Annotated in this window: 24 protein-coding genes; 11 read left to right on the top strand and 13 right to left on the bottom strand. The window is 67.8% G+C overall.

Features of this window, described 5'->3' with window-relative positions; translation table 11 throughout:
* From HZI36_RS25085 to HZI36_RS25075, 3 genes are all read left to right on the top strand, one after another.
* Positions 1-966 (top strand): aminotransferase class III-fold pyridoxal phosphate-dependent enzyme (locus HZI36_RS25085; RefSeq protein ID WP_179405373.1); only part of this gene is annotated, 966 nt, incomplete at its 5' end.
* A 150-nt stretch (positions 967-1,116) separates the two neighbouring features.
* Positions 1,117-1,776: a methyltransferase family protein gene (locus HZI36_RS25080; RefSeq protein ID WP_179405372.1), complete on the top strand. Its 660-nt coding sequence runs from the start codon at positions 1,117-1,119 to the stop codon at positions 1,774-1,776.
* Positions 1,777-1,900: 124 nt separating this feature from the next.
* On the top strand, positions 1,901-2,749 hold the full coding sequence (locus HZI36_RS25075; protein ID WP_179405371.1) for a bifunctional allantoicase/(S)-ureidoglycine aminohydrolase: 849 nt from the start codon (positions 1,901-1,903) through the stop codon (positions 2,747-2,749).
* A gap of 94 nt (positions 2,750-2,843) precedes the next feature.
* Here the strand turns inward: HZI36_RS25075 and HZI36_RS25070 are convergent, their stop codons facing one another.
* From HZI36_RS25070 to HZI36_RS25045, 6 genes are all read right to left on the bottom strand, one after another.
* Positions 2,844-3,071 carry a hypothetical protein gene (locus tag HZI36_RS25070; protein WP_179405370.1) on the bottom strand — a complete coding sequence of 76 codons (228 nt, stop codon included), beginning with the start codon at positions 3,069-3,071 and terminating at the stop codon, positions 2,844-2,846.
* 145 nt (positions 3,072-3,216) lie between these two features.
* Positions 3,217-3,600 (bottom strand): DUF6232 family protein, encoded by a 384-nt coding sequence (locus tag HZI36_RS25065; protein ID WP_179405369.1) that lies wholly within the window; start codon positions 3,598-3,600, stop codon positions 3,217-3,219.
* Between the two features lie 95 nt (positions 3,601-3,695).
* Positions 3,696-3,956 (bottom strand): DUF2866 domain-containing protein, encoded by a 261-nt coding sequence (locus HZI36_RS25060; protein ID WP_179405368.1) that lies wholly within the window; start codon positions 3,954-3,956, stop codon positions 3,696-3,698.
* Between the two features lie 203 nt (positions 3,957-4,159).
* Positions 4,160-5,296: a porin gene (locus tag HZI36_RS25055; protein WP_179405367.1), complete on the bottom strand. Its 1,137-nt coding sequence runs from the start codon at positions 5,294-5,296 to the stop codon at positions 4,160-4,162.
* Positions 5,297-5,739: 443 nt separating this feature from the next.
* Positions 5,740-6,855 (bottom strand): succinylglutamate desuccinylase/aspartoacylase family protein, encoded by a 1,116-nt coding sequence (locus tag HZI36_RS25050; RefSeq protein ID WP_179405366.1) that lies wholly within the window; start codon positions 6,853-6,855, stop codon positions 5,740-5,742.
* Between the two features lie 194 nt (positions 6,856-7,049).
* Positions 7,050-7,832, bottom strand: coding sequence for a lysine/arginine/ornithine ABC transporter substrate-binding protein (locus HZI36_RS25045; protein ID WP_179405365.1), 783 nt, complete (start codon positions 7,830-7,832; stop codon positions 7,050-7,052).
* A 275-nt stretch (positions 7,833-8,107) separates the two neighbouring features.
* Between HZI36_RS25045 and HZI36_RS25040 the strand changes: the two genes are divergently transcribed.
* Positions 8,108-9,295 carry a M20 aminoacylase family protein gene (locus HZI36_RS25040; protein ID WP_179405364.1) on the top strand — a complete coding sequence of 396 codons (1,188 nt, stop codon included), beginning with the start codon at positions 8,108-8,110 and terminating at the stop codon, positions 9,293-9,295.
* A 5-nt stretch (positions 9,296-9,300) separates the two neighbouring features.
* Here HZI36_RS25040 and HZI36_RS25035 read toward each other — a convergent pair whose 3' ends face one another.
* The gene (locus tag HZI36_RS25035) at positions 9,301-10,086 is read right to left on the bottom strand and encodes an IclR family transcriptional regulator (protein ID WP_179405363.1); all 786 of its coding nucleotides are present in this window, start codon (positions 10,084-10,086) and stop codon (positions 9,301-9,303) included.
* Between the two features lie 261 nt (positions 10,087-10,347).
* Between HZI36_RS25035 and pcaF the strand changes: the two genes are divergently transcribed.
* Both pcaF and HZI36_RS25025 read left to right on the top strand, forming a co-directional pair.
* A complete protein-coding gene (gene pcaF, locus HZI36_RS25030) occupies positions 10,348-11,550 on the top strand; it encodes a 3-oxoadipyl-CoA thiolase (RefSeq protein ID WP_179405362.1) in 1,203 nt (400 codons plus the stop codon).
* Between the two features lie 348 nt (positions 11,551-11,898).
* Positions 11,899-13,443 (top strand): methyl-accepting chemotaxis protein, encoded by a 1,545-nt coding sequence (locus HZI36_RS25025; RefSeq protein WP_179405361.1) that lies wholly within the window; start codon positions 11,899-11,901, stop codon positions 13,441-13,443.
* A 73-nt stretch (positions 13,444-13,516) separates the two neighbouring features.
* Here HZI36_RS25025 and HZI36_RS25020 read toward each other — a convergent pair whose 3' ends face one another.
* Together HZI36_RS25020 and HZI36_RS25015 are read right to left on the bottom strand one after the other, a co-directional pair.
* Entirely contained in the window at positions 13,517-14,986 is a 1,470-nt protein-coding gene (locus HZI36_RS25020) for an NAD-dependent succinate-semialdehyde dehydrogenase (RefSeq protein ID WP_179405360.1), read from the bottom strand.
* Between the two features lie 76 nt (positions 14,987-15,062).
* The gene (locus HZI36_RS25015; protein WP_179405359.1) at positions 15,063-16,346 is read right to left on the bottom strand and encodes a 4-aminobutyrate--2-oxoglutarate transaminase; all 1,284 of its coding nucleotides are present in this window, start codon (positions 16,344-16,346) and stop codon (positions 15,063-15,065) included.
* A gap of 126 nt (positions 16,347-16,472) precedes the next feature.
* Here HZI36_RS25015 and pdxR point away from each other — a divergent pair, with 126 nt between their 5' ends.
* Complete coding sequence (gene pdxR, locus HZI36_RS25010) at positions 16,473-17,996, top strand: MocR-like pyridoxine biosynthesis transcription factor PdxR (protein WP_179405358.1); 1,524 nt, start codon at positions 16,473-16,475, stop codon at positions 17,994-17,996.
* Between the two features lie 28 nt (positions 17,997-18,024).
* Here the strand turns inward: pdxR and HZI36_RS25005 are convergent, their stop codons facing one another.
* Both HZI36_RS25005 and HZI36_RS25000 read right to left on the bottom strand, forming a co-directional pair.
* Positions 18,025-18,345: a type II toxin-antitoxin system PemK/MazF family toxin gene (locus HZI36_RS25005; RefSeq protein WP_179405357.1), complete on the bottom strand. Its 321-nt coding sequence runs from the start codon at positions 18,343-18,345 to the stop codon at positions 18,025-18,027.
* On the bottom strand, positions 18,339-18,587 hold the full coding sequence (locus HZI36_RS25000) for an AbrB/MazE/SpoVT family DNA-binding domain-containing protein (protein WP_179405356.1): 249 nt from the start codon (positions 18,585-18,587) through the stop codon (positions 18,339-18,341). The genes HZI36_RS25005 and HZI36_RS25000 overlap by 7 nt, the downstream gene beginning before the upstream one ends.
* Before the next feature lie 179 nt (positions 18,588-18,766).
* On the opposite strand from HZI36_RS25000, the gene selD reads away from it, so the two are divergent.
* Positions 18,767-19,831 carry a selenide, water dikinase SelD gene (gene selD, locus HZI36_RS24995; RefSeq protein ID WP_179405355.1) on the top strand — a complete coding sequence of 355 codons (1,065 nt, stop codon included), beginning with the start codon at positions 18,767-18,769 and terminating at the stop codon, positions 19,829-19,831.
* Positions 19,832-20,080: 249 nt separating this feature from the next.
* Here the strand turns inward: selD and HZI36_RS24990 are convergent, their stop codons facing one another.
* Together HZI36_RS24990 and HZI36_RS24985 are read right to left on the bottom strand one after the other, a co-directional pair.
* Positions 20,081-20,332 carry a DUF4148 domain-containing protein gene (locus tag HZI36_RS24990; protein WP_179405354.1) on the bottom strand — a complete coding sequence of 84 codons (252 nt, stop codon included), beginning with the start codon at positions 20,330-20,332 and terminating at the stop codon, positions 20,081-20,083.
* Between the two features lie 228 nt (positions 20,333-20,560).
* Complete coding sequence (locus tag HZI36_RS24985; RefSeq protein WP_179405353.1) at positions 20,561-21,565, bottom strand: LysR family transcriptional regulator; 1,005 nt, start codon at positions 21,563-21,565, stop codon at positions 20,561-20,563.
* A 179-nt stretch (positions 21,566-21,744) separates the two neighbouring features.
* Here HZI36_RS24985 and HZI36_RS24980 point away from each other — a divergent pair, with 179 nt between their 5' ends.
* Genes HZI36_RS24980 through HZI36_RS24970 form a run of 3 tightly spaced genes read left to right on the top strand, consistent with a single transcriptional unit; the run spans position 21,745 to position 26,979 of the window.
* On the top strand, positions 21,745-22,608 hold the full coding sequence (locus HZI36_RS24980; RefSeq protein ID WP_179405352.1) for an alpha/beta hydrolase: 864 nt from the start codon (positions 21,745-21,747) through the stop codon (positions 22,606-22,608).
* A gap of 25 nt (positions 22,609-22,633) precedes the next feature.
* Positions 22,634-23,797 carry an efflux RND transporter periplasmic adaptor subunit gene (locus HZI36_RS24975; protein WP_179405351.1) on the top strand — a complete coding sequence of 388 codons (1,164 nt, stop codon included), beginning with the start codon at positions 22,634-22,636 and terminating at the stop codon, positions 23,795-23,797.
* On the top strand, positions 23,794-26,979 hold the full coding sequence (locus HZI36_RS24970) for an efflux RND transporter permease subunit (RefSeq protein ID WP_179405350.1): 3,186 nt from the start codon (positions 23,794-23,796) through the stop codon (positions 26,977-26,979). Before HZI36_RS24975 ends, HZI36_RS24970 begins: the two co-directional genes overlap by 4 nt.
* Positions 26,980-26,981: the final 2 nt, after the last annotated feature.

The following is a 26,981-nucleotide window of genomic DNA, read 5'->3' as shown; positions in this document are numbered from 1 at the left end:
GTGATGGGCAAGCCGGAGAAGAAGGTGCTGATCGGTCGCGTGAACGGGTATCACGGGTCGACGGTCGGCAGCGCGTCGCTCGGCGGGATGGCGTTCATGCACGAGATGGGCGACCTGCCGATCGCGAACATTACGCACGTCGATGAGCCGTACTGGTACGCGAACGGCGGCGATCTGAGCCCGGAGGCATTCGGTAAGCAGGCCGCGCTGTCGCTGGAGAAGAAGATTCTGGAGCTGGGCGCGGACCGGGTGGCGGCGTTCGTCGCGGAGCCGTTCCAGGGCGCGGGCGGGATGATCTTCCCGCCGGACGGCTACTGGCAGGAGATCGAGCGGATCTGCCGGCAGTACGACGTGCTGCTGTGCGCGGACGAGGTGATCGGCGGATTCGGGCGGACCGGAGAATGGTTCGCGCACCGTCACTTCGGTTTCGAGCCGGATCTGATCAGCATCGCGAAGGGGTTGACGTCGGGCTACGTGCCGATGGGCGGGCTGGTGATGAGCCGCCGGATCGGCGAAGCGCTGGTCGAGCGGGGTGGCGTGTACGCGCACGGTCTCACGTATTCGGGGCATCCGGTCGCGGCGGCGGTGGCGCTGGCGAACCTGGACGTGCTGGAGCGCGAGCAACTGGTCACGCGGACGAAGACGGACACGGGCCCGTATCTGCAGAAGGCGCTGCGGGATGCGTTCGCGGATCATCCGCTGGTCGGGGAGATCCAGGGCGTCGGCGCGGTGGGGGCGATCCAGTTCGCGAAGGACAAGAAGACGCGCGAGCGGTTCGCGAACGAGGCGGAGCTGACGTGGCACAGCCGCACGGTCGGGTTCGAGCTCGGCGCGATCGTGCGCTCGACGAACGGGCGGCTGATCGTCGCGCCGCCGCTGGTGATCGATCACGCGCAGATCGACGAGCTGATCGGCAAGATGCGCGACGCGGTCGACGCGACCGCGCGGACCGTGCTCGGCGGCTGACGTCCGGCGGTGCGCGCGGGCGGTGGTGCCCGGGGATGATACCGGGTGCCGCCGCAACCACGCTGCCGCCGCGCGATCCCGCGCGCGCGGCTTTCTTTCGTGCGGCATCCTATACTCGTGTACATCCCGCGCTCGCCACACGAGGCCGCCATGATGCCCAGTCCGAAGCTTGCGTTCCTGTCGGTTTTCGGGACGGCCGGCTATCTTGCGCTCCCGATTCTCGGCTTCGGCGGCTGGACGCCGTACTTCTCGAATCCGGCGCGCATGGCCGTCGTGCTCGTGACGATCGCGCTCGCCATCGTCGGGCTGTTCACGCGCGGCAACCTGAGCACCGGCGTGCGCGAGGACCGCGCGAACCGCTGGGTGCTGCCGGTCTTCGGTGTGCTCGGCCTGCTCGCCGCGTATCTGAGCGCATGGAGCGACCGCCACGATTTCTGGACGATCGGCGCGGAAGGCATCCGCTGGATCGGCGTCGTGCTGTTCGTCGTCGGCGGCGCGGTGCGGATGTGGCCGGTGTTCGTGCTCGGCGACCGGTTCAGCGGGCTCGTCGCGATCCAGCCCGGGCACACGCTCGTCACCGACGGCATCTATCGATTCATTCGGAATCCGAGTTATCTCGGCCTGATCGTCAACGCGTTCGGCTGGGCGCTCGCGTTCCGCTCGGTCGTCGGCGTGCTGCTCGCGGCCGCGCTGATTCCGCCGCTCGTCGCGCGGATGCACGCGGAAGAAGCGCTGCTGCGCGAGCAGTTCGGCGCCGAGTACGACGCGTATTTCGCGCGGACGTGGCGGTTGCTGCCGGGCGTCTACTGACCGGCGCGCCGAAGCGCCGCGCCATCGCAAACGCGAATGCTTGCCATCGCAACATTTAATTGGTGTGGCGCGCGCGACTCCGCTATCGTCGATTTTCCCCTGCACGGAATTGCCAGGAATGTCCATGTCGAAGACCCCCTCGAATACCACCTATTACGCCCCGCATGGCGGCCATCCGCCGCAGACCGATCTGCTCACCGACCGCGCGATGTTCACCGAAGCCTATGCGGTGATTCCGAAGGGCGTGATGCGCGACATCGTGACGAGCCACCTGCCGTTCTGGACCGGCACGCGCCTGTGGGTGCTCGCGCGGCCGCTGTCCGGGTTCGCGGAGACGTTCTCGCAGTACATCGTCGAAGTCGCGCCGGGCGGCGGCAGCGACCGGCCCGAGCAGGACGCGCAGGCCGAAGGCGTGATCTTCGTCGTCGAAGGCGAGATCGACCTGACGCTGCAGCGCGCGCAGCACACGCTGAAACCGGGCGGTTACGCGTTCATTCCGCCGGGCAGCGAATGGGCGCTGCGCAACGCGAGCGACGCGCCCGCGCGCTTTCACTGGATCCGCAAGCGCTATCAGGCGGTGGACGGAATTGCGCCGCCCGACGCGTTCGTCACGAACGAGCAGGATATCGAACCGATTCCGATGCCCGGCACCGAAGGGCGCTGGGTGACGACGCGCTTCGTCGACATGGCCGACATGCGGCACGACATGCACGTGAACATCGTCACGTTCGAGCCGGGCGGCGTGATCCCGTTCGCGGAGACGCACGTGATGGAGCACGGGCTCTACGTGCTCGAAGGCAAGGCGGTCTACCGGCTCAATCAGGACTGGGTCGAGGTCGAGGCGGGCGACTTCATGTGGCTGCGTGCGTTCTGTCCGCAGGCGTGCTACGCGGGCGGGCCGAGCCGCTTCCGCTATCTGCTGTACAAGGACGTGAACCGTCACATGAACCTGACGCTCGGCGCGCAGCGCTGAGCGCCGAAGCCGCGTGCGCGCCTGCCGGAGCCGGTCTGCGCGCGCGGCGACGGGGATGATGGAGACGCACGGTGCGCGGCGCGTGTGCGCCGCGTCACGACAGCGATTCGAGCCGGATCAGCAGATTGCGCCCGTGTGTGACGAACGCGTCGTGCACGTCGCGCTCGCCGGGCGCTTCGAGGTTCGCTTCCTCCGCGAACGCGATCTGTTGCGCGAACGTGTCGATGAGCGCGCGGCGCGAATCGGGCGGGAGCGTGCGGACCATCGAGATGAGCAGCAGCTCCTGCGCGCGAAGCATGCCGGACAGCAATTGAGCGTTCATGCCGATCCCCTCGAACGATGCGGCGCCGGGCGCCGATCTTTTCATACTAGGCGGTCGGAACGGATTTGACGTGCGCGGCGGTGAGGTGGTGAAGCGGTGGCCGACGATGGCGGGCGGTGGCCGACGGTGGCACGATGGCCGCGCGTCAGGCGGCGCTCGTCGCATTGCGCGCATCGCGCACGACGCCGGCGACGCGTTCGACGAAATCGAGATCGACGCTCGACAGCGCTTCGCGCTTGCCGTCGGCGGTATCGACGATCAGGCGGTGCGTGACGTCCTGCGTGGTCCACGAGAGATAGCCGACGACGACGAGCATCACGCCGCAAACGAGCGTGGCGCTGGAACCGTACAAGCCGCCCGCGATCGCGGCGGCGACGCCGGCGAGCGAGATGCCGATCGGCACGAGCTTGTTCTTGTAGACCGTGACGACCTCGACGTCGCGGATGTCTCGGAATGCGAAGACTTGCCCCGCGACCGACAGGCCATTGCGCGTCACCGTCACGCCGCGTTCGTTGAAAGCGTTTTCCATCGTGTGTGACAAGGGGAAAACGCGCAGCGTAGCAGACTTCGGCGCGGCGTCAAAAGAGGCCGGTTGCCGCATGGCCGGCGGGTGGCGAACGGCGTTCAGAACTGGAGCTGGCCGTCGCCGTAGAGCCGGCCCGGCACGTGCGAGGCGACCACTTCGGCGATCTCGGCCTCGGTCGACTCGGCGGGCACGATCTGCCGCCGCGCGGGCGCGTCGAGCTGTATCGTCCACTCGACGAGCCGGTACGGTCGCCCCCACGGGCGCTGCATCGCGATCGACACGCGGCAGCTCTGGACGGGCAGCGCATGCTCGTGCGTGAGAATCGTGTACAGATGGCTGAAAACGGTATCTTCGATCATCGTTGCCTCCGATCCTGTCCGGGCCGGCGGCTCGTGCCGCCGGCCCAGGGCAAAAAAAAGCCGCCGATGCTCAGGCGGCCAACAGGGGGGGTGAGTGCATCGTCGCAGCCCGGACTTAAGTGAAACTTAAAAGTGCATAAAAAAGCGCCCCGCATCGCTGCGGGGCGCTTCGTCCCGTTCGGGTCCGCCGTTGAAGCGAACGCTTAGAACTTGTGACGGATGCCGATGCGCGCGGCGATCTGGTTGTTCGTGCCGTTGCCCGACGGGCCGAAGAAGCTCGTGCTCGAACCGATCTGCGCCTGCACGCCGTTGCCCGACGCCTTCTGGTAGACCACGAGGCCGTACACGTCCGTCCGGTTGCTGAGCGCGTAGTCGAGCGCGAGGTCGCCCTGGTTCCAGTGGCCGCCGTTGCCGCCTTGCGTCGCGTTCGTGTACGTGTAGCCCGCCGCGGCCGACAGTGCCGGCGTGAGCGCGTACTTCACGCCCGCTTCATACGCGTTGTAGAACGTCTGCGTGCCGGTGATCGGTGCGAACTGCGTGCGCGTCCACAGCAGCCATGCGGTCGCCGGGCCGAAGACATAGCGGCCGCCGATGCCGTACGTGCGCAGGTCGCGGATCGAGCCCGTCGAGACGTTCGCGAGCGTCGTCGAGAACGACGGCGAGGCCTGGCCCGGATAGCGGATGTCCGTGTATGCGGCGCCGATGCCGAGCGGGCCGTTCGCGTAGTTCACACCGAAGCTGTACGCGCGCGACGACGCGTTCGGCGACGTGGAGGGTGCGCCCGCGAAGGCCGTCGTGTTCGAGAAGCCGTACAACGCGCCGAACGTGAGGCCCGAGTAGTTCGCGCTCTGGAACTTGACCGCGTTGTTGATGCGGCTCGACGTCAGTTGGTCGACGTCGTTCACGTGGTACGCGTAGTTGCCCGCGACGGTATTGCCGCCCGTCGAGTAGTTCGTGCCGAGGATGTCGGACGAGAACGAGTACTGGCGGCCGAGCGTCAGCGTGCCGGCGCCGTCCTGCGACAGGCCGACGTACGCCTGACGGCCGAAGATCGCGCCGCCCTGACCCAGCGTGCCGTTGCCCGAGTTGAAGCCGTTTTCGAGCACGAAGATCGCCTTCAGGCCGCCGCCGAGGTCTTCGGTGCCGCGCAGGCCCCAGCGGCTGCCTTGTGCGACGCCGTCGTCGTACTTGAACAGCTTGCCGCTGCCGGTGCCGGACTTCGCGTGGTTCACGTAGCTGATGCCGGCATCGATGATGCCGTACAGCGTGACGCTGCTTTGCGCGTGAGCGGTGCCGGCCGTCGCGGCGAGCAGGGCGGTGGTCAACAGTTTCTTGTTCAAAAGGATTCTCCGAGCGAGTCAAGTATCGAAATCGAGTTACGGGTGGTCCGGGCGCTCTGGCGGCGCTTCGGATTCCGGCCGGGAGCGAATGTAACGGCGCGTGACGTAATCAATGTGACAACGCTTGTCATACGGATCGATTGTGGCGTGCGCGCGACACTGGATGATGCCCGGTTGCACCGCGCCCGGTTATACCGATTTCGGCTTACGTTCGATGCAGGTTAGGAATAGGCGTATGACGGGCGGTGCGGTGCGGTGCGGTGCGGTGGGGAGCGGTGGGGAGCGGCGGGGAGCGGCGGGGCGCGGCGGGGCGCGGCGGGGCGCGGCGAAGGCGGAAACGAACGCTGAAATGCGGAACGCCCGCGCGATGCGGGCGTTCGTGACTGAAGCGGAGGGCCGACCAATCAGGCCGACCAACCAGGCCGACAAATCAGGCCGACAAATCAGGCCGAAAGCAGCGACCCGGTGCGGAACGGCGTCGCGCCGGCGATGCGCGCGACTTCCATGCCGGCCGTCGCGAAGCGCACGATCTGCCGTGCGTAGAGCACGCCGGACACGCTGCTCTTCAGCGTGACGACGTGATCGGTCAGCGGATCGACGATGTCGGCGACCGCCTGCCCGGCCTCGATCCACGCGCCGACCGGCGTGCGGAACACGAGCACGCCCGGCGTCGGTGCGACGAGCGGATCGACGCCCGCGAGCGGCGTCGCCGGATACGCGAGCGGCGGCAGCGGCGCGGGCGTGCCGTCGATGATGTCGCGCGTGGTCAGGTATTCGACGATCGCCTGCGCGTCCTGCTCCGCGAGCTCGTACGACACGTCGCGCTCGCTGCGCAGCTCGACCGTCACCGAGATCGAGCCGTTCGGAATCGGGAAGCGGTCGCCGTAGCGGCTGCGCAATTCCGACCAGCAGAAGCTGTGGATCTCGTCGAACGGATTGCCGATCGAGTTCAGCGCGAGCAGCGACGCCTGCGCGTCCAGATAGCGCGCGAGCGGCTCGACGTCGTCCCACAGCTCCGGGTTCGTGTAGAGGTGCATCGCCGCGTCGCTGTCGCAATGCAGGTCGAGCACGATGTCCGCGTCGTACGACAGCTTCTGTAGCGCGAGCCGCTGCGATTCGAGCTCGGTATGCGGCGCCTGCTCGCCGAGCGCGTCGCGCATCGCGGCGCGCACCGCGGCGAGGTTGCGCTGCGCATCGCTCGTCAGGCGCCCTTCGATGCGCGGCAGCACGAGCGCCGCGAGATCGTAGAAATTGCGGTTGAAGTTCTGCATCGAGCCGAGCTCGAAGCGGCCGAGATGATCGCCGAACACGTGCTGCGACAGGCCGATCGGATTCGGCACCGGCACGACGACGATCTCGCCGCGCAGCTTGCCCGCCGCCTCGAGCGCGGCGAGCTTGCGGCGCAGCAGCGCGGTGACCAGCATGCCGGGCAGCTCGTCCGCGTGCAGCGACGACTGGATGTAGGCCTTCGCGCCGCCGCGCGGGCCGTAGTGGAAGCTCGTGATCCGGCGTTCGGTGCCGAGGGCGGGGGAAATCAGCGGGTGGGTCAGCGTTTGCATGATGGCGTGGACGCGGCCCGATGGCCGCCGTCGATCGTGTCTCGGAGGTCGAACGATTGTACGCCGCCCGGCGCGCGGCGATCAAACCGGCGGCCGCGCGCCACGCTTCGCGCGCCGTGGATGCCGGCGAGTGCGCCGCACAAAAACAAACGGGCTCCTCGCGGAGCCCGTCGCTGCGCAGTCGAAACCGCGGCTTACTTGCCGTACACGTCGAACGTGAAGTATTTCTTCTCGATCTTCTGGTACGTGCCGTCCTTCAGCATTCCGGCGATCGCGCCGTCGAGCTTCTGCTTCAGGTCGGTGTCTTCCTTGCGCAGGCCGATGCCGGCGCCGGAGCCGAGCGTCTTCGGATCGTCGATATCGCCGCCCGCGAACTGGAAGCCCGTGCCGCGCGGCGTCTTCAGGAAGCCGATGTCGGCCTGCACCGCGTCCTGCAGCGCCGCGTCGAGACGGCCCGAGATCAGATCCGAGTACACCTGGTCCTGATTCTGATACGGCACGACCTGCACGCCCTTCGGCGCCCAGTACGTCTTCGCGTAGGTTTCCTGGATCGTCCCCTGCTCGACGCCGACCGTCTTGCCCTTCAGCGAGTCGGCCGTCGGCAGCAGGCTCGCGCCCTTCTTCGTGACGAGGCGCGTCGGCGTGTTGAACAGCTTGCTGGAGAACGCGATCTGCTCTTCGCGCTGCGGCGTCATCGACATCGACGACAGCACGCCGTCGAACTTCTTCGCCTTCAGCGCGGGGATCATCCCGTCAAAGTCATTCTCGACCCACACGCACTTCGCGTTCAGGCGCTTGCAGATTTCGGTGCCGAGGTCGATATCGAAGCCGACGAGCTTGCCGTCCGGCGCCTTCGATTCGAACGGCGCATAGCTGGCGTCGACGCCGAAGCGGATCGTCGACCAGTCCTTCGCATAGGCGCTGCCGGTCGATGCGGCGAGCAGGGCAACCGTCAAGGCGGCAAGAATTTTTTTCACTGTGACTCCTCGTGTAGTTCGATGGATCGCGGTTGTGCCGCGCTGTTGCCCGCCCCGGCACGTCGGTGCGTCGGGCTGACCGATTCGCCGGACGGATGCCGACCGGCGATCGTGCGAGATTATCAAGACAAAATAGCCGGAGCGTGCTTAGTGGAAGCCCGTATAGCGGGTGAGGCGGGCGCGCGTCGCTTATTCTGGCGCCTCGGCCCGATATACTGATCCGCCTTCCGCGCCGTCTTGCGCGCGTGGACACAAATCACCCAGCAGGAGCCCCCATGAGCGCCCCCCCTCTCACCGAAATCGCCGACCTGATGCCCGCCGCCGACGCGCTGCGCGACATCCGCCATCACATCCATCGCCATCCGGAACTCGCGTACGAGGAAGTCGAGACCGCCGCGCTCGTCGCCGAGCGGCTCGAACAATGGGGCTGGCAGGTCACGCGCGGCGTCGGCAAGACGGGCGTCGTCGGCACGCTGCGCATCGGCGACGGCGCGCGCAGCGTCGGGATCCGCGCGGACATGGACGCGCTGCCGATCGTCGAGGCGACCGGCCTGCCGTACGCGAGCGCGACGCGCGGCAAGATGCACGCGTGCGGCCACGACGGCCATACGACGATGCTGCTCGGCGCCGCGCAGCATCTCGCGCGCACGCGCAATTTCTCGGGCACCGTGCATCTGTACTTCCAGCCGGCCGAGGAGCGCGGGCTCGACAGCGGCGCGCAGATGATGATCAAGGACGGGCTGTTCGAGCGCTTTCCGTGCGACGCGGTGTTCGGGATGCACAACCATCCGGGCGCCGCGCCCGGCACGTTCCTGATGCGGCGCGGGCCGTTCATGTCGGCGGGCGACACGGCGATCATCACGATCGAGGGCGTCGGCGGGCACGCGGCGCGGCCGCATCTGACCGTCGATCCGGTCGTCGTCGCGGCGAGCATCGTGATGGCGCTGCAGACGGTCGTCGCGCGCAACGTCGATCCGACGCAGCCGGCCGTCGTCACCGTCGGCTCGATGCACGTCGGCACCGCGAACAACGTGATCGCGAACAGCGCGCAGCTCCAGCTCAGCGTGCGCTCGTTCAGCGCCGACGTCCGCGAACTGCTGAAGCGCCGCATCGTCGCGCTCGCCGAAGCGCAGGCGTCGAGCTACGGCGCGACCGCGCAGGTCGAGTACATCGAGGGCTATCCGGTCGTCGTCAACTCCGACGCGGAGACCGACTTCGCGGCCGAGGTCGCGCGCGAGCTCGTCGGCGCCGAGAACGTCGTCGAGCAGGCCGACCTGCTGATGGGCAGCGAGGATTTCGCGTTCATGCTGCAGCAGCGCCCGGGCGCGTTCGTGCGGCTCGGCAACGGCGTCGGCGAGGACGGCTGCATGGTCCACAACCCGAAGTACGATTTCAACGACCGCAACCTGCCGATCGGCGCGGCGTTCTGGGCACGTCTCGTCGAACGGTATCTGGCGCGTTGAGCGCGTCAGCCGCGCCGCGCGATGAGCTCCGACACGGTCTGCGCGGCCTGCTGCAGCGGCCCGAGAAACTCCTCCACCATCTGCTGCGCGGAATGCCGCTGCGCATTGCCGCTCACGTTCATCGCGGCGATGATCCGGCCGCGCCGGTTGCGGATCGGCGCCGAGATCGACAGCAGCCCGACCTCGAGCTCCTGATCGACGATCGCCCAGCCCTGCTGCCGCGCCTGCGCGACCGCGGCCTTGAGCTCGCCGATATCGGTGATCGTGTGCGGCGTGTGCGCGCGGATGTCGCTCTGCGCGAGCGTGGCGTCGAGCGCCGCGTCGTCGAGCGCGGACAGCAGCACGCGGCCCATCGACGTGCAGTACGCGGGCAGGCGGCTGCCGATCGACAGGTTGATCGTCATGATCTTGAGTGTCGGCACGCGCAGCACGTAGACGATCTCGGTGCGGTCGAGCACCGCGGCCGAGCTGCTTTCGTGGATCTGCGCGGACAGCTGCTCCATCACCGGATCGGCGAGGCTCCAGAACGGCATCGACGTCAGATACGCGAAGCCGAGATCGAGAATCTTCGGCGTGAGGCGAAACAGGCGGCCGTCGGCCTCGACGTAGCCGAGCGTCTGCAGCGTGAGCAGGATCCGCCGCGCGCCCGCGCGGGTCAGGCCGGTGGCCGATGCCACTTCGGTCAGCGTCTGCTCCGGCCGCGCGGCGTCGAACGCGCGGATCACCGCGAGCCCGCGCGCGAACGACTGGACGTAGGAATCGCCGGGTTTGGCCTGAGAATCTTCAGTCATCGTGGCTGTCGGAATATCATGCAGCGGAGAAGATAGCGCATGGGGACAGACGCGCCAACCGGCCCCTTTAGGCCCGCTTGACACAGAGTCCCCGTGCTCCCTATGATGCGTCGAACGTTCGATATTCGATCTTAAGTTCGCGTATAGAACATTTAAGCGCATCCGGGCGATCTCTGCAATGGGTGCGTCCATTTCGATGGCAACTTTGTATGGAATCAAGGCGGGCGCTCGGGCGCTCGTCCTGATCGATAGGAGACACTGATGACCGAAGCATTCCTGTGTGACGCGATCCGCACGCCGATCGGGCGCTACGGCGGCGCACTGGCCGGCGTGCGTGCCGACGATCTGGGCGCCGTGCCGCTGAAGGCGCTCGTCGAGCGCAACCGCGACGTCGACTGGACCGCCGTCGACGATGTGATCTATGGCTGCGCGAACCAGGCGGGCGAGGACAATCGCAACGTCGCACGGATGTCGCTGCTGCTCGCGGGATTGCCGCAGGTCGTGCCGGGCGCGACGATCAACCGCCTGTGCGGCTCGGGCATGGACGCGATCGGCGCGGCAGCGCGGGCGATCAAGTCCGGCGAGGCCGGGCTGATGATCGCGGGCGGCGTCGAGAGCATGACGCGCGCGCCGTTCGTGATGGGCAAGGCCGCGAGCGCGTTCGCGCGCCAGGCCGACATCTACGACACGACGATCGGCTGGCGCTTCGTCAATCCGCTGATGAAGCAATTGCACGGCGTTGATTCGATGCCGGAGACCGCCGAAAACGTCGCGACCGATTACAACATCAGCCGCGCCGACCAGGATCTGTTCGCGATGCGCAGCCAGCAGAAGGCCGCGCGCGCGCAGCAGGACGGCACGCTCGCCGAGGAGATCGTGGCGGTCACGATCGCGCAGAAGAAGGGTGATCCGGTCGTCGTGTCGCGCGACGAGCATCCGCGCGAGACGTCGCTCGAGGCACTCGCGAAGCTGAAGGGCGTCGTGCGCCCGGACGGCACGGTGACGGCCGGCAACGCGTCGGGCGTCAACGATGGCGCGGCCGCGCTGCTGCTCGCGAACGAGGAAACCGCGAAGCGCTTCGGGCTGACGCCGCGCGCGCGGGTGCTCGGGATCGCGACCGCGGGCGTCGCGCCGCGCGTGATGGGCATCGGCCCGGCGCCGGCGTCGCAGAAGCTGCTCGCGCGCCTCGGGATGACGATCGACCAGTTCGACGTGATCGAGCTGAACGAGGCGTTCGCATCGCAGGGTCTGGCGGTGATGCGGATGCTCGGCGTCGCGGACGACGATCCTCGCGTGAACCCGAACGGCGGCGCGATTGCGCTCGGCCACCCGCTCGGCGCGTCGGGTGCGCGTCTCGTCGGCACCGCGATGTACCAGCTTCAGCGGACGAACGGCCGCTTCGCGCTGTGCACGATGTGTATCGGTGTCGGGCAGGGCATCGCGCTCGCGATCGAGCGCATCTGACGCATCTGACGCATCTGACGCTTCGCCGTGAGTGAAACGGCCGCGACGTGAGCGGCGCGTTTCGCGATCGCGAATCGAAATCGTCCGGTTCCGGGGGAGACCTCGGGCCGGACGATTTTTTTGCGTCGAGCGGTTGTCCGTTTCAAACGACCGACTGAATTCATCCGTGAACGTTCGATTCGATGAAGATTGCGAATCGACAAAATTTCCGGGGGTTTTCCCGATAGTGGGGTCAGGTTTTTGACATAGTTGCCGACATGCCGGCGAACACGATGCCGGAACGTGTCCGCCGCGCGATCGATCGACGTCAGGCGGGCCGCGCGTTTCGCCCTTTTCGAGGCCTGTCACATGCGCAACAACCAGCCCGTCACGCAGCAAGAGTTCGATTTTCCCGACGATGCGACGCTGATGTCGACCACCGACGCGCAGAGCTACATCACCTACGCGAACGCGGCGTTCATTCAGGTCAGCGGATTTGCCAGCGAGGAGATCGAAGGCCAGCCGCACAACCTCGTGCGACATCCGGACATGCCGAAGGAAGCGTTTGCCGACATGTGGTCGACGCTGAAGGGCGGCGAGCCGTGGACGGCGCTCGTCAAGAACCGCCGCAAGAACGGCGATCACTACTGGGTGCGCGCGAATGCGGTGCCGGTGATGCGCGACGGCCGGCCGCAGGGCTACATGTCGGTGCGCACGAAGGCGTCGCGCGACGAGATCGCCGCGGCCGACGCGCTTTATCGCGAGTTTCGCGAAGGGCGCGCGGGCAGCAAGCGTTTCCACAAGGGGTTGATCGTCCGCAAGGGGCTGCTTGGTTTCACATCGCTGTTCCAGACGATGTCGGTGCGCGCGCGGCTGCATTCGGCGTGGCTCGCGCTTGCGCCGGCCGTCGTCGTCGCGGGCTGGGCGTGCGGGCTGACGGGCGTGAGGCTCGCGGCGTTCGGCGGCGTGACGGCCGTCGCCGCGGCGCTCGCGGGGCTGTGGCTCGACGCGCAGATCGCGCGCCCGCTGAAGCAACTGCGCGATCAGGCGCTGCGCGTCGCGACCGGCGAGAGCCGCAGCGTCGCGCGGATGGAGCGCGTCGATGAAATCGGGATGACGCTGCGCACGATCAGCCAGCTCGGGCTGATGTTCCGCTGGCTCGTCGACGACGTCAGCGAGCAGGTGTTCAACGTGCAGCGCGCGAGCGACGAGATCGCGCAGGGCAACAACGACCTCAGTTCGCGCACCGAGCAGGCGGCGTCGAGCGTGCAGCAGACCGCGTCGTCGATGGCGCAGATGACGGCGACCGTCTCGAGCAATGCCGAGACCGCGCTGCAGGCGAACCAGCTGTCGATTTCCGCGAGCGACGCGGCGGCGCGCGGCGGACAGGCAGTCGCCGAGGTCGTGAATACGATGAACGAGATTACCGACAGCTCGCGCAGGATCGGCGACATCATCAGCGTGATCGACGGCATCGCGTTCCAGACGAACATCCTCGCGCTGAACGCGGCGGTCGAGGCGGCGCGCGCGGGCGACCAGGGGCGCGGCTTCGCGGTCGTCGCGGGCGAGGTGCGCGCGCTGGCGCAGCGCAGCGCGAACGCGGCGAAGGAGATCAAGACGCTGATCGGCGCGAGCGTGGAGCGGGTCGAATCGGGCGCGCGGCTCGTCGACGACGCGGGCAAGACGATGGAGGACATCGTCACGCAGGTGAAGCGCGTGTCGGACCTGATCGCGGAGATCAGCTCGTCGACGGCGGAGCAGAGCACGGGCGTCGCGCAGGTCGATCAGGCGGTCGTGCATCTGGACACGATCACGCAGCAGAACGCGGCGCTGGTCGAGCAGAGCGCGGCGGCGTCCGAGAGCCTGAAGCAGCAGGCGACGCGGCTCGTCGAGGCGGTGGGCGTGTTTCGCTGACGGGCCCGGGCCGGAAACGAAGAAGGCGGCCCGAGGGCCGCCTTCTTCGTCATTCAGGCATCGGCGCTTCGAGTCAGACAGCCAGGCACAGATACTTGATCACGACGTAATCGTCGATCCCGTAGTGCGAGCCTTCGCGGCCGAGCCCCGACTGCTTCACCCCGCCGAACGGCGCGACCTCGTTCGAGATCAGGCCGGTGTTCACGCCGACCATCCCGTACTCGAGCGCCTCGGCCACGCGCCACACGCGCGCGATGTCGCGGCTGTAGAAGTACGCGGCGAGACCGAACTCGGTGTCGTTCGCGAACTGGATCACCTCGTCGTCCGAGCTGAACTTGAACAGCGGCGCGACCGGGCCGAACGTCTCTTCCTTCGCGACCTTCATTGCCGGCGTGACGCCCGTCAGCACGGTCGGCTCGAAGAAGCCGTGGCCGAGCGCGTGACGCTTGCCGCCCGCAGCGATGCGCGCGCCCTTCGCGAGCGCGTCCTCGATGTGCGCCTCGACCTTCAGCACCGCCGCCTCGTTGATCAGCGGGCCCTGCGCGACGCCGGCTTCCGTGCCGCGCCCGACCTTCAACTGGCCGACGGCCCCCGCGAGCTTCTGCGCGAACTCGTCGTACACGCGCTCGTGCACGTAGAAGCGGTTCGTGCACACGCAGGTCTGGCCGCTGTTGCGGTACTTCGACACGATCGCGCCCTGCACGGCCGCATCGATATCCGCGTCGTCGAACACGATGAACGGCGCGTTGCCGCCGAGCTCGAGCGACACCTTCTTGACCGTCGGCGCGCACTGCGCCATCAGCAGGCGGCCGACCGCCGTCGAGCCGGTGAACGACAGCTTGCGCACGACCGGGTTGCCGGTCAGCTCGCCGCCGATCGCCTTCGGGTCACCCGTCACGACGCTGAACACGCCCGCCGGCACGCCCGCGCGTTCGGCCAGCACCGCCATCGCGAGCGCCGAGAACGGCGTCGCTTCGGCCGGCTTCACGACGATCGGGCAGCCGGCGGCGAGTGCCGGGCCGACCTTGCGCGTGATCATCGCGGCCGGGAAGTTCCACGGCGTGATCGCCGCGCAGACGCCGATCGGCTCCTTCGTCACGACGATCCGCTTGTCGGACGCCGGCGTCGGGATCGTGTCGCCGTACACGCGCTTGCCTTCCTCCGCGAACCACTCGAGGAACGATGCCGCGTAGCCGATTTCGCCCTTCGCTTCGGTGAGCGACTTGCCTTGCTCGGTCGTGAGAATCAGCGCGAGGTCGTCGGCGTTCTCGACCATCAGCTCGTACCACTTGCGCAGCACTGCCGCGCGTTCCTTCGCCGTCTTCTTGCGCCAGGCGCCCCACGCGGCGTTCGCCGCTTCGATCGCGTGGCGCGTCTCGGCCGCGCCCATCGCCGGGACGGTGCCGACGAGGCCGCCCGTCGCCGGGTTGCGGACCTCGAACGTCTCGCCGCTCTGCGCGGGTTGCCATTCGCCGTCGATGTACGCCTGCTGGCGGAACAGCGACGGATCCTTCAATGCGAGAGTTTCTTGAACAGTGCTCATGATGGTGTCCGGTATGCGGATGCGACAGCCGCCGCGGTCCCGGGGGACGGTGGCGGCCAGATCGGGTGATCGACCGTCAGGCCGGCACGCCGACCGCTTCCTTCATTACTTCGTCCAGGATGCCGAGCGCTTCGTTGAACACGGCTTCCGGAATCGTCAGCGGGAACAGGAACCGTACCACGTTCCCGTACACGCCACAGACGAGCAGCAGCAGGCCGCGCTCGAGCGCGCGCGTCTGCACGCGCTTCGTGAAATCGGTGTCGGGTTCACCCGTCGCCGGGTCGATGAACTCGACCGCGACCATCGAGCCCGGGCCGCGCACTTCGGCGATCTGCGGCACGTCGGCCTTCAGCGCGTTCAGCTTCGCCTTCAGCGTGTCGCCGAGCTGCGTCGCGCGTTCGCAGAGGTTTTCCTCGTCGATGATCTCGAGCACCGCGTGCGCCGACGCGACCGCGAGCGGGTTGCCCGCGTACGTACCGCCGAGGCCGCCCGGCGCCGCCGCGTCCATGACCTCGGCACGGCCGACGACGCCCGACAGCGGCATGCCGCCCGCGAGGCTCTTGGCCATCGTGATCAGGTCGGCGAGCACGTCGTAGTGCTGCATCGCGAACAGCTTGCCGGTGCGCGCGAAGCCGGTCTGCACTTCGTCGGCGATCAGCAGGATGCCGTGTTCGTTACAGATCTTGCGCAGGCCGCGCACGAAATCGGCCGGCGCCGGGTTGAAGCCGCCTTCGCCCTGGACCGGTTCGAAGATGATCGCGGCGACGCGCTTCGGATCGATGTCGGCCTTGAACAGCGTCTCGATCGCCTTCAGCGAGTCGGCGGTCGTCACGCCGTGCAGCGCGCTCGGGTACGGCGCGTGGAACACGTCGCCCGGGAACGGGCCGAAGCCGAGCTTGTACGGCGCGACCTTGCCGGTCAGCGCCATGCCCATCATCGTGCGGCCGTGGAAGCCGCCCGAGAACGCGATCACGCCCGGCCGGCCGGTCGCGACGCGCGCGATCTTGATCGCGTTTTCGACGGCTTCGGCGCCGGTCGTGAAGAACGCCGTCTTCTTCGTGAAGTCGCCCGGCGCGCGCGCGTTGATCTTCTCGGCGAGCTCGACGTACGACGCGTACGGCACGATCTGGTATGCGGTGTGCGTGAAGCTGTTCAGCTGATCCGCGATCGCCTTCACGATCTTCGGATGACGGTGGCCCGTGTTCAGCACCGCGATGCCGGCGGCGAAATCGATGAAGCGGCGGCCTTCGACGTCCCACAGCTCGGCGTTCTCGGCGCGCGCGGCATAGAAATCGCACATCACGCCGACGCCGCGCGGGGTCGCGGCGTTCTTGCGTGCCTGCAGGTCGGCATTCTTCACGGTCATCTCCTTGACTTTCTGTATCGGGTTGAAAAGCGGGCGCACGCAGGCTGCCCATAGCAGCGACTATAATCACATTTGGCTCTGAATTTTAGAGCCATTCCGATAAATAGTTAGGAGCCAATCATGCGGGCGAGCGTGTTGTCGGACTGGCTGGCGCAGCGTCTCGTGCGCAGCGGCGGCGCGCAGCCGATCTACCGGCAGCTGCACCGGCTGCTGCAGCAGGCGATCCTGTCGCGCGAGCTGCCGGCCGGCACACGGGTGCCGTCGTCGCGGCTGCTCGCGGCCGAGCTCGGGATCGCGCGCAACACGGTCACGCAGGTTTACGAGCAGCTTGCGCTCGAAGGCTACGTGACGTCGGCGACCGGGCGCGGCACGTACGTCGCCGACAGCGCGCCGGACGAGATCGTCGGCGCGCCGGCCGACGCCGCGGGTCGTGCCGCGGGTCGTGCCGCGTTCGTGCCGGCGGCCGCGCGGCCGCTGTCCGCGCGGGGCGCGCGGCTGATCGAGGGGGCCGGCGTGTCGAAGCGGCAGGGCGGTGCGTTCATGCCGGGCGTGCCGGACGTGTCGCGGTTCCCGGCGCGAGTCTGGATGCGGCTGCAGAACAAGTACTGGCGGCGGTTGCGCCCCGATCTGCTGACCTACGCGCCGGGCGGCGGGCTCGCGCTGCTGCGCGAGGCGCTCGCCGACTATCTGCGTACGTCGCGCTCGGTGCGCTGCGCGCCGGAACAGATCGTGATCACGACCGGCATCCATCAGTCGATCGACCTTGCGGTGCGCCTGCTGACCGATCCGGGCGACGCGATCTGGACCGAGGATCCGTGCTACTGGGGCGTGCGCAGCGTGCTGAACGTGTCGGGGCTGACGACGCGGCCGATTCCGGTCGACGACGAAGGGATCGCGCCGACGCCCGACGACCTCGCGCAGCCGCCGAAGCTGATGCTCGTCACGCCGTCGCACCAGTATCCGCTCGGGATGGTGATGAGCCTCGCGCGGCGGCGGATGCTGCTTGAATACGCGCGCCAGCACCGCTGCTGGATCATCGAGGACGACTACGACAGCGAATTCCGCTACGGCAGCCGGCCGTTCGCGTCGTTGCAGGGGCTCGACACCGCGGGGCAGGTGATCTACGTCGGCAGCTTCGGGAAGACGCTGTTTCCGGGGCTGCGCGTCGGCTACCTGGTCGCGCCGGTGCCGCTCGCGGAGAGCTTCGCGACCGCGAGCGCCGAGCTGTATCGCGAGGGGCAGTTGCTGCAGCAGGCGGTGCTCGCGGAGTTCATCGCGGAAGGGCATTTCGTGTCGCATATCCGCAAGATGCGCACGCTGTACGGCCAGCGCCGCGAACTGCTGCTCGACGTGCTCGCGCGCCGCTACGGCGACGCGCTGCAGGCGCTCGGCAGCGATGCGGGGCTGCATCTGGTGATGCGGTTGCCGGATGGCGCAAGCGATCACGCGGTCGCGCAGGCGGCGCTCGAGCGCAACATCGTTGCGCGTCCACTGTCGGGTTACTACGCGGACCGCGCGCGCGCGTCGTCAGGCCTGCTGCTCGGCTATGCGTGCGTGCCGGAAAACGAGATCGAAAGCGCGTTCGCGATGCTCGCCGACGCGATCGACGAGCGGGTGTTCGGCAAGGTGCCGGCGATCGCGTGACGGGCGACGCGCGGCCTGCATGGATCGCTCAGCGCGCGAACACTTCCTGAAGCGTCGACAGTGTGTCCTGCAGCGTTATTTCCGCGATTTCGCCTTCCTTTCTGACGAGCCGCGTCTTGTCGACGGTACGAATCTGGTCGAGCAAGATCAGGCCCTTCTTTCGCTTGAACGTGACCGGAATCCGGTATGGCGCCGAATATCCTTTCGACGTCATCGGTGCGACGATCACGGTGCGCAGATGATCGTGCAGTTCCGGCGGCGATACGACGACACACGGGCGCGTTTTCCGGATCTCGCTGCCCAACGTCGGATCGAGCGAGATCAGCCAGACGTCGCCGCGTGTCACCATGTCCACTCCACGTCGCCGGCGTTCCCGAAATCGCCGATCACGAGCGCGTCGTCGCCTGCGGCGGCGATCGCCTTGCTCGCATCGGCCCAGCGTTCGCGCGTATTGCCCTTCGGGCGCCGGATGACCAGCGCGTCGTTTTCAACTGTCATTTCCACTTCGTCCTCCAACCCGAGCTGAGCCAGTATCGGCTTCGGGATCAAGATGCCTTGAGAATTTCCCATCCTGCGAATCGTCGTTTTCATGAGTGTTTCATTCATGTGATGTTATCCGGTCGAAGGGCCGAAGTAAACACAATGTTAGTACATTCGCGCATCGTTGGCCATTCGTCCAGTACCCGGTCAACACCGCAAACGTCATCTCGCTCGCGCATGCATCGAAACGCCGATAATAGAGCGTCCCATTTTCGATTCCGCACATCACGATGACCGAAGCCTCCCGCCCCGAGCCCTCCGTTCCACGCCTGACGAGCCTGTCGCACGGCGGCGGCTGCGGTTGCAAGATCGCGCCCGGCGTGCTGTCCGAGCTGCTGAAGCGCTCGACGCCGCCCGCGCTTTTTCCCGACCTGCTGGTCGGCACCGAGACCGCCGACGACGCGGCCGTCTACCGGCTGAACGACGAGCAGGCGATCGTCGCGACGACCGACTTCTTCATGCCGATCGTCGACGATCCCTACGACTTCGGCCGGATCGCGGCGACCAACGCGCTGTCGGATGTCTACGCGATGGGCGGCAAGCCGATCCTCGCGCTCGCGCTGGTCGGGATGCCGATCAACGTGCTGCCGCACGACACGATCGCGGCGGTGCTGCGCGGTGGCGAGGCGGTGTGCGCGGACGCGGGCATTCCGGTCGCGGGCGGGCATTCGATCGATTCGGTCGAGCCGATCTACGGGCTTGCGGCGCTCGGCATCGTGCATCCGGCGCGCGTGAAGCGCAACGCGGCCGCGCGCGCAGGCGACGTGCTGATTCTCGGCAAGCCGCTCGGCGTCGGCGTGTTGTCGGCGGCGCTGAAGAAGAACCGGCTCGACGACGCAGGCTACGCGCAGATGATCGCGACGACGACAAAGCTGAACCGGCCCGGCGCCGAGCTCGCGGCGCTGTCCGCGGTGCACGCGCTGACCGACGTGACCGGCTTCGGGCTGCTCGGCCACACGCTCGAACTCTCGCGCGGCGCCGGGCTGACCGCCCGGATCCGCTACGCGGCGCTGCCGTGGCTCGCGGGCGTCGACGCGCTCGCGGAGGAGGGGATCTTCACCGGCGCGTCGGGGCGGAACTGGGCCGCGTACGGCGCCGACGTGCGGCTCGCGCCCGGGCTGCCCGCGGTCGCGCAGGCGCTGCTGACCGATCCGCAGACGTCGGGCGGGCTGCTCGTCGCGTGCGCGCCGGAAGCGGTCGATGACGTGCTGGCGTGTTTCCGCGCGGACGGCTTCGACCGCGCGGCCGTGATCGGCGAGATGACGGACGGCCCGGCGCGCATCGACGTCGCGTAACGGTAGGCGGCCGCCGCCGCGCGCGGAATTCAGCTATGACAGGACATCGTCGCGCATCGGGGCGAGTGGCGCGACGGCGTGCCGCGCCGTTGACGGCTCAGCGCGCCGGCGCGGCCGGGCGGAACGGTACCCAGACGGGCGTGCCGTCGTTCCAGTGGTCGAGCGGCGAAGGAAGGGAATCGTGCTGCATGACGAACCTCGGATGACGTAGGAAACACGCGCCGCGCGCGATGGCGCGGCCTCGTGCGCTTACCGGGCAGCGCGTGCCGGCCGCTCGTAGTTGCGCGCCGAGAACGGCACCAGATCCATGCCTTGCGTGTACGACGTCGCGTTCATGTGCGCGAGCGTGCCGTCGCGCTGCGCCTGCAACAGTTCCGCGCGCACTTCGGCGCGGGTCTTCACATACGGACTGGACGAGGCGCCGGTGCCGGCGAAGGCCGGGACGGAAACGGCGAGCGCGAGAGCGGCGGCGGCGGTGGCGAGGAAGCGGGTGCGGTTCATGGTGGACTCCTGTCGATCGGATGCGCAATGCGATGCGCGACAGGTCCAATGTAGTCGTTGCGCCGCTCGCGATAAACCGCATCGCGACGAACATATCTGTTGCAACAGCGAAACAATCGACGTCCGCGATCGCGATCGCGAACGCGAACGGCGCGCGCAGCCGCGCGCCGACGGACGCGCCGCCGGCTGACGCGCCGCCGGCGCGCCGTCAGGTTCGGCGGCTCGCGCTTACGCGACCCACTCGTTCAGCACCGGCGTATCGAGCGCCGGTGCGCGCTCGGCATCTTCGAGCGTGCGCTTGCTGCACGGCGCGTCGAGGTTCTTCTTGCCGCTCAGCAGCGGGCAGCGCTCGAACACTTCGGCGATCCAGTCGACGAACACGCGCACCTTCGGCGACAGATGGCGGCTGTGCGGATAGACGACCGAGATCGGCATCGGCAGCGGCTTGTAGTCGGGCAGGATCTCCTTCAGCGTGCCGTCGAGCAGATGCTGCCGCGCCATGAAGAGCGGCACCTGGAGCAGCCCGAAGCCCGCGAGCCCGCAGGTCAGATACGCGTCCGCGTCATTGACCGACACGATGCCGCTCATCTTCACGTCGACTTCGTCGCCGTCGATCAGGAACGTCCAGTCGAGCGTGCGCCCGGTGCGGCTCGAGAAGTAGTTGACCGCCGTGTGCTGGCTCAGATCCTCGATCGACCGCGGCTCGCCGTGCTTCTCGAGATAGCTCGGCGCCGCGACCGTCGTGCCCTCGAACAGCCCGATGCGCCGCGCGACGAGCGACGAGTCCTGCAGCGCGCCGACGCGGATCACGCAATCGACGCCTTCCTGCAGCAGATCGACCGGGCGATCCGACAGCCCGATCTGCAGGTCGATGTCCGGATAGCGCGAATGGAATTCGGAGAGCGAAGGCAGTACGAGCAAGCGGCCGAGCGAGCCGGGCATGTCGATGCGCAGCTTGCCGTGCGGCTTGCGATGGTTGGTCTGGAAACTCGCTTCGGTTTCCTCGACGTCGGCGAGGATCCGCACGCAGCGTTCGTAGTACGCGGCGCCGTCGGGCGTCAGCGACAGACGGCGCGTCGTGCGGTGCATCAGCCGCACGCCGAGGAACGCTTCGAGATTCTGGATGATCGTCGTGACGGACGCGCGCGGCAGACCGAGGGTCTCCGACGCCTTCGTGAAGCTGTTCGTATCGACGACACGCGTAAACACCTGCATGGCCTGAAGCCGGTCCATCACACCCTCCGTATACGGGACGACGGAACGACGCGCCCACGGCGCCTCGTAAGCGCACGCAGCCGGCATTGTTCTGGGTCGGTGAATTGTGTTGCCGGATTATAGGCATTTATCCCGATGTCTGCCGGAACCAGAATTCGCTCCATCTCGCAATGGATGCGCATATGCGCCGCTTCATCATGGACGCTTCTGATTTCCGCAACGTACTGAATACCGCGTTTCCCGCGAAAGCCGAACACGATGCCGCGCTCGCGGTATCGGACGTCGTCATTCCCGGCCACGCGCGCGACATCGTGCTGCGTGTTTATCGCCGGCCCGACAAGACCGGATTGCCGGTGGTGCTTTATTTCCATGGCGGCGGTTTCATCGGCGGCTCGCTCGCCGACGCGGACGTCGCCGCGCGGTTCTTCGCAGAACGCTTACCGGCGCTCGTCGTGTCCGTCGACTATTCGCTCGCGCCCGCTCATCCGTTCCCGGCCGCGCCCGAGGACGCGTATCGCGCGGCGCGCTGGGTCGCCGCGCGGGCCCGCGCGTTCGGCGGCAATCCGCACCGGATCGCGGTGGCGGGCCACGACGCGGGCGGCCAGCTCGCGAACAGCGTCGCATTCATCGCGCGCGATCGCGGCGACGTGTCGATCGCGGCGCAGGCGCTGTTCGGGCCGATGCTCGACCCGAGCATGACGCGCATCGGCGACGAGGAGCGTCTTTCGTCCGACATCACCGCGCGCGAATGTGCGGCGTGCTACCGCGCGTATCTGCCGCTGGCCGCGCAGCGGATGCACCCGTACGCGGCGCCGCTCGAATCCGCGCGTCTGGCCGGCCTGCCGCCGACGCTGATCGTCACCGCGCAGAACGACGTGCTGCACGTCGAGGCCGAGAAATACGCAGGATGCCTGATCGGATCCGGCGTGCTCACGCAGGTGATCCGCTATCCCGACATCACGCACGCGGCGCTCGCGACGCACACGCCCGCATTCGAGGAAGCGCTGCGCTTTTTCGAATGCCGCTTGCTCGCGACGCGCGCGGCGCGCGCGTCCCGCTGAACGCAACGTAACACGGAGCAATTCCATGGCCATCCCGCAATCCTCCCGTTCCCGTTTCGTGATCGCCGCCGTCGCCGTGCTCGCGATCGCCGGCATCGGCACGTTCGGTGCGATCCGCGTCGGCGCGAGCGCGCCCGAGAAGTCGGCGCCGCCGCTGGCCGAAGTCGACGTCGCGACCGTCGTGCCGCGCACCGTCACCGACTGGCAGAGCTATTCGGGCCGCCTCGAGGCGGTCGACAAGGTCGACGTGCGGCCGCTCGTGTCCGGCACGATCGTGTCGGTCGGCTTCAAGGACGGCGCGCTCGTGAAGAAGGGCGACGTGCTGTTCGTGATCGATCCGCGTCCGTATCAGGCCGACGTCGATCGCGCGGCCGCGCAGCTCGCGGCCGCGCAGGCCGCCGACGGCTATGCGCAGAGCGACTGGCAGCGCGCGCAGCGGCTGATCGGCGACAACGCGATCGCGAAGCGCGACTACGACCAGAAGCAGAACGCCGCGCGCGAGGCGAGCGCGAACCTGAAGGCCGCCGCGGCCGCGCTCGAGGCCGCGCAGATCAATCTCGGCTATACGCGGATCGTCGCACCGGTGTCGGGCCGCGTGTCGCGCGCGGAGATCACGGTCGGCAACGTCGTGTCCGCCGGCGCGAGCGCGGCGCCGCTGACGACGCTCGTGTCGGTGTCGCCGATCTACGCGTCGTTCGACGCGGACGAGCAGACCTATCTGCAGTACATCAACGGCGCGCGCGACGGCCGCAAGGTGCCGGTCGAGCTTGGGCTCGCGAACGAGGCCGGCTATTCGAGGAGCGGCGCGATCGATTCGGTCGACAACCGGCTCGACGCGTCGTCGGGCACGATCCGCGTGCGCGCGCGCTTCGACAACGCGGACGGCACGCTCGTGCCCGGCCTCTACGCGCGGATCAAGGTCGGCGGCGGCGCGCCGCATCCGGCGCTGCTCGTCGACGACGCGGCGATCAATACCGATCAGGACAAGAAGTTCGTGTTCGTCGTCGACGCGGAGGGCCGCGTGTCGTATCGCGAGGTGCAACTGGGGCTGCAGCACGGCAATCAGCGGCAGATCGTCAGCGGCCTGGCCGGCGGCGACCGCGTGATCGTGAACGGCACGCAGCGCGTGCGGCCCGGCGATCAGGTGAAGCCGCATCTCGTGGCGATGACGGGAGACAGCCAATCATGAACATATCGAAATTCTTCATCGACCGGCCGATCTTCGCCGGGGTGCTGTCGGTCATCATCCTGCTCGCCGGTGTGATCTCGATGCTGATGCTGCCGATCTCCGAATACCCGGAGGTCGTGCCGCCGTCGGTGATCGTGCACGCGCAGTATCCGGGCGCGAACCCGAAGGTGATCGCGGAGACCGTCGCGTCGCCGCTCGAGGAGCAGATCGACGGCGTCGAGGACATGCTGTACATGCAGTCGCAGGCGAACAGCGACGGCAACGTGACGATCACGGTCACGTTCAAGCTCGGCACCGATCCGGACAAGGCGACGCAGCTCGTGCAGAACCGCGTGAACCAGGCGCTGCCGCGCCTGCCGGAGGACGTGCAGCGGCTCGGCGTGACGACCGTGAAGAGCTCGCCGACGCTGACGATGGTCGTCCACCTGATCTCGCCGGACAACCGCTACGACATGACGTATCTGCGCAACTACGCGCTGATCAACGTGAAGGATCGGCTCGCGCGGATCCAGGGCGTCGGCCAGGTGCAACTGTGGGGCGCGGGCGACTACGCGATGCGCGTGTGGCTCGATCCGCAGAAGGTCGCCGAGCACGGGCTGACCGCGAACGACGTCGTGCAGGCGATCCGCGAACAGAACGTGCAGGTCGCGGCCGGCGTGATCGGCGCGTCGCCGTCGCTGCCGGGCACGCCGCTGCAGTTGTCGGTGAACGCGCGCGGGCGGCTGCAGACCGAGGACGAGTTCGGCGACATCATCCTGAAGTCCGCACCGGACGGCGGGCTCACGCGGCTGCGCGACGTCGCGCGGATCGAGCTCGCGGCGTCCGAGTACGGGCTGCGCTCGCTGCTCGACAACAAGCCGGCCGTCGCGATCGCGATCAACCAGTCGCCGGGCGCGAACTCGCTCGCGATCTCCGACGCGGTGCGCCAGACGATGGCGGAGCTGAAAGGGGATTTCCCGGCCGGCGTCGACTACAAGATCGTCTACGACCCGACGCAGTTCGTGCGCTCGTCGATCCACGCGGTCGTGCATACGCTGCTCGAAGCGATTGCGCTCGTCGTGATCGTCGTGATCGTGTTCCTGCAGACGTGGCGCGCATCGGTGATTCCGCTGATCGCGGTGCCGGTGTCGATCGTCGGCACGTTCTCGCTGCTGCTCGCGTTCGGCTATTCGATCAACGCGCTGTCGCTGTTCGGGATGGTGCTCGCGATCGGGATCGTCGTCGACGATGCGATCGTCGTCGTCGAGAACGTCGAGCGCAACATCGAGAGCGGGATGAGCGCGCGCGACGCGACGTACAAGGCGATGCGGGAGGTGAGCGGGCCGATCATCGCGATCGCGCTGACGCTGGTCGCGGTGTTCGTGCCGCTCGCGTTCATGTCGGGCCTGACCGGCCAGTTCTACAAGCAGTTCGCGATGACGATCGCGATCTCGACCGTGATCTCCGCGTTCAACTCGCTGACGCTGTCCCCGGCGCTGTCCGCGATTCTGCTGAAAGGCCACGGCGACAAGGAGGACTGGCTCACGCGCGCGATGAACCGCGTGCTCGGCGGCTTCTTCGCGCGCTTCAACAAGGTGTTCAGGCGCGGCGCGCAGGACTACGGGCACGGCGTGCGTGGTGTGCTGTCGCGCAAGACGCTGATGCTCGGCGTGTATGCGGTGCTCGTCGGCGCGACGGTGCTGGTGTCGCGGATCGTGCCGGGCGGCTTCGTGCCCGCGCAGGACAAGGAATACCTGATCGCGTTCGCGCAGCTGCCGAACGGCGCGTCGCTCGACCGCACCGAGAAGGTGATCCGCGACATGGGCTCGATCGCGCTCGCGCAGCCCGGCGTGGAGAGCGCGGTCGCGTTCCCGGGGCTGTCGGTGAACGGCTTCACGAACAGCTCGAGCGCGGGGATCGTGTTCGTCACGCTGAAGCCGTTCGACGAGCGGCACGGCAAGGCGCTGTCGGCCGGCGCGATCGCGGGTGCGCTGAACCAGAAGTACGCGGGCATCAAGGATTCGTTCGTCGCGGTGTTCCCGCCGCCGCCGGTGCTCGGCCTGGGCACGCTCGGCGGCTTCAAGCTGCAGATCGAGGATCGCGGCGCGGTCGGCTACGCGCGGCTCGCCGATGCGACGAACGACTTCATCAAGCGCGCGCAGCAGGCGCCCGAGCTCGGGCCGCTGTTCACGAGCTACCAGATCAACGTGCCGCAACTGAACGTCGATCTCGACCGCGTGAAGGCGAAGCAGCTCGGCGTGAACGTGAACGACGTGTTCGACACGATGCAGGTGTATCTCGGCTCGCTGTACGTGAACGACTTCAACCGCTTCGGGCGCGTGTACCAGGTGCGCGTGCAGGCCGACGCGCCGTTCCGCCAGCGCGCGGACGACATCGGGCAACTGAAGACGCGCAACGCGGCGGGCGACATGGTGCCGCTGTCGTCGCTCGTCAACGTGACGCCGACGTTCGGGCCGGAGATGGTCGTGCGCTACAACGGCTACACGGCGGCCGACGTGAACGGCGGCCCGGCGCCCGGCTACTCGTCGGGGCAGGCGCAGGCGGCGATCGAGCGGATCGCTTCGCAGACGCTGCCGCGCGGCGTGAAGTTCGAATGGACCGATCTCACGTATCAGCAGATTCTCGCGGGCAACGCGGGGATCTGGGTGTTCCCGATCAGCGTGCTGCTCGTGTTCCTCGTGCTCGCGGCGCTGTATGAAAGCCTGACGCTGCCGCTCGCGGTGATTTTGATCGTGCCGATGAGCATCCTGTCCGCGCTGACCGGCGTGTGGCTCACGCACGGCGACAACAACATCTTCACGCAGATTGGGCTGATGGTGCTGGTCGGGTTGTCCGCGAAGAACGCGATCCTGATCGTCGAGTTCGCGCGCGAGCTCGAGCACGACGGCAAGACACCGCTCGAGGCCGCGATCGAGGCGAGCCGGTTGCGGCTGCGCCCGATCCTGATGACGTCGATCGCTTTCATCATGGGCGTCGTGCCGCTCGTGCTGTCGACGGGCGCCGGCTCGGAGATGCGGCACGCGATGGGCGTCGCGGTGTTCTTCGGGATGCTCGGCGTCACGCTGTTCGGGCTGATGCTGACGCCGGTGTTCTACGTCGTGCTGCGCACGCTCGCGGGCGGGAAGATCCACGTCGCGCAGAAGGATTCGGCCGGTTACGGCCTGCCTGCCCCGGATGCTTGAGG

The sequence above is a fragment of the Burkholderia guangdongensis genome, from assembly GCF_013403875.1.
Taxonomy (GTDB): domain Bacteria; phylum Pseudomonadota; class Gammaproteobacteria; order Burkholderiales; family Burkholderiaceae; genus Burkholderia; species Burkholderia guangdongensis.
Note: the sequence above shows the minus strand (reverse complement) of the source record. Positions and strands in the feature narration are given on the sequence as shown.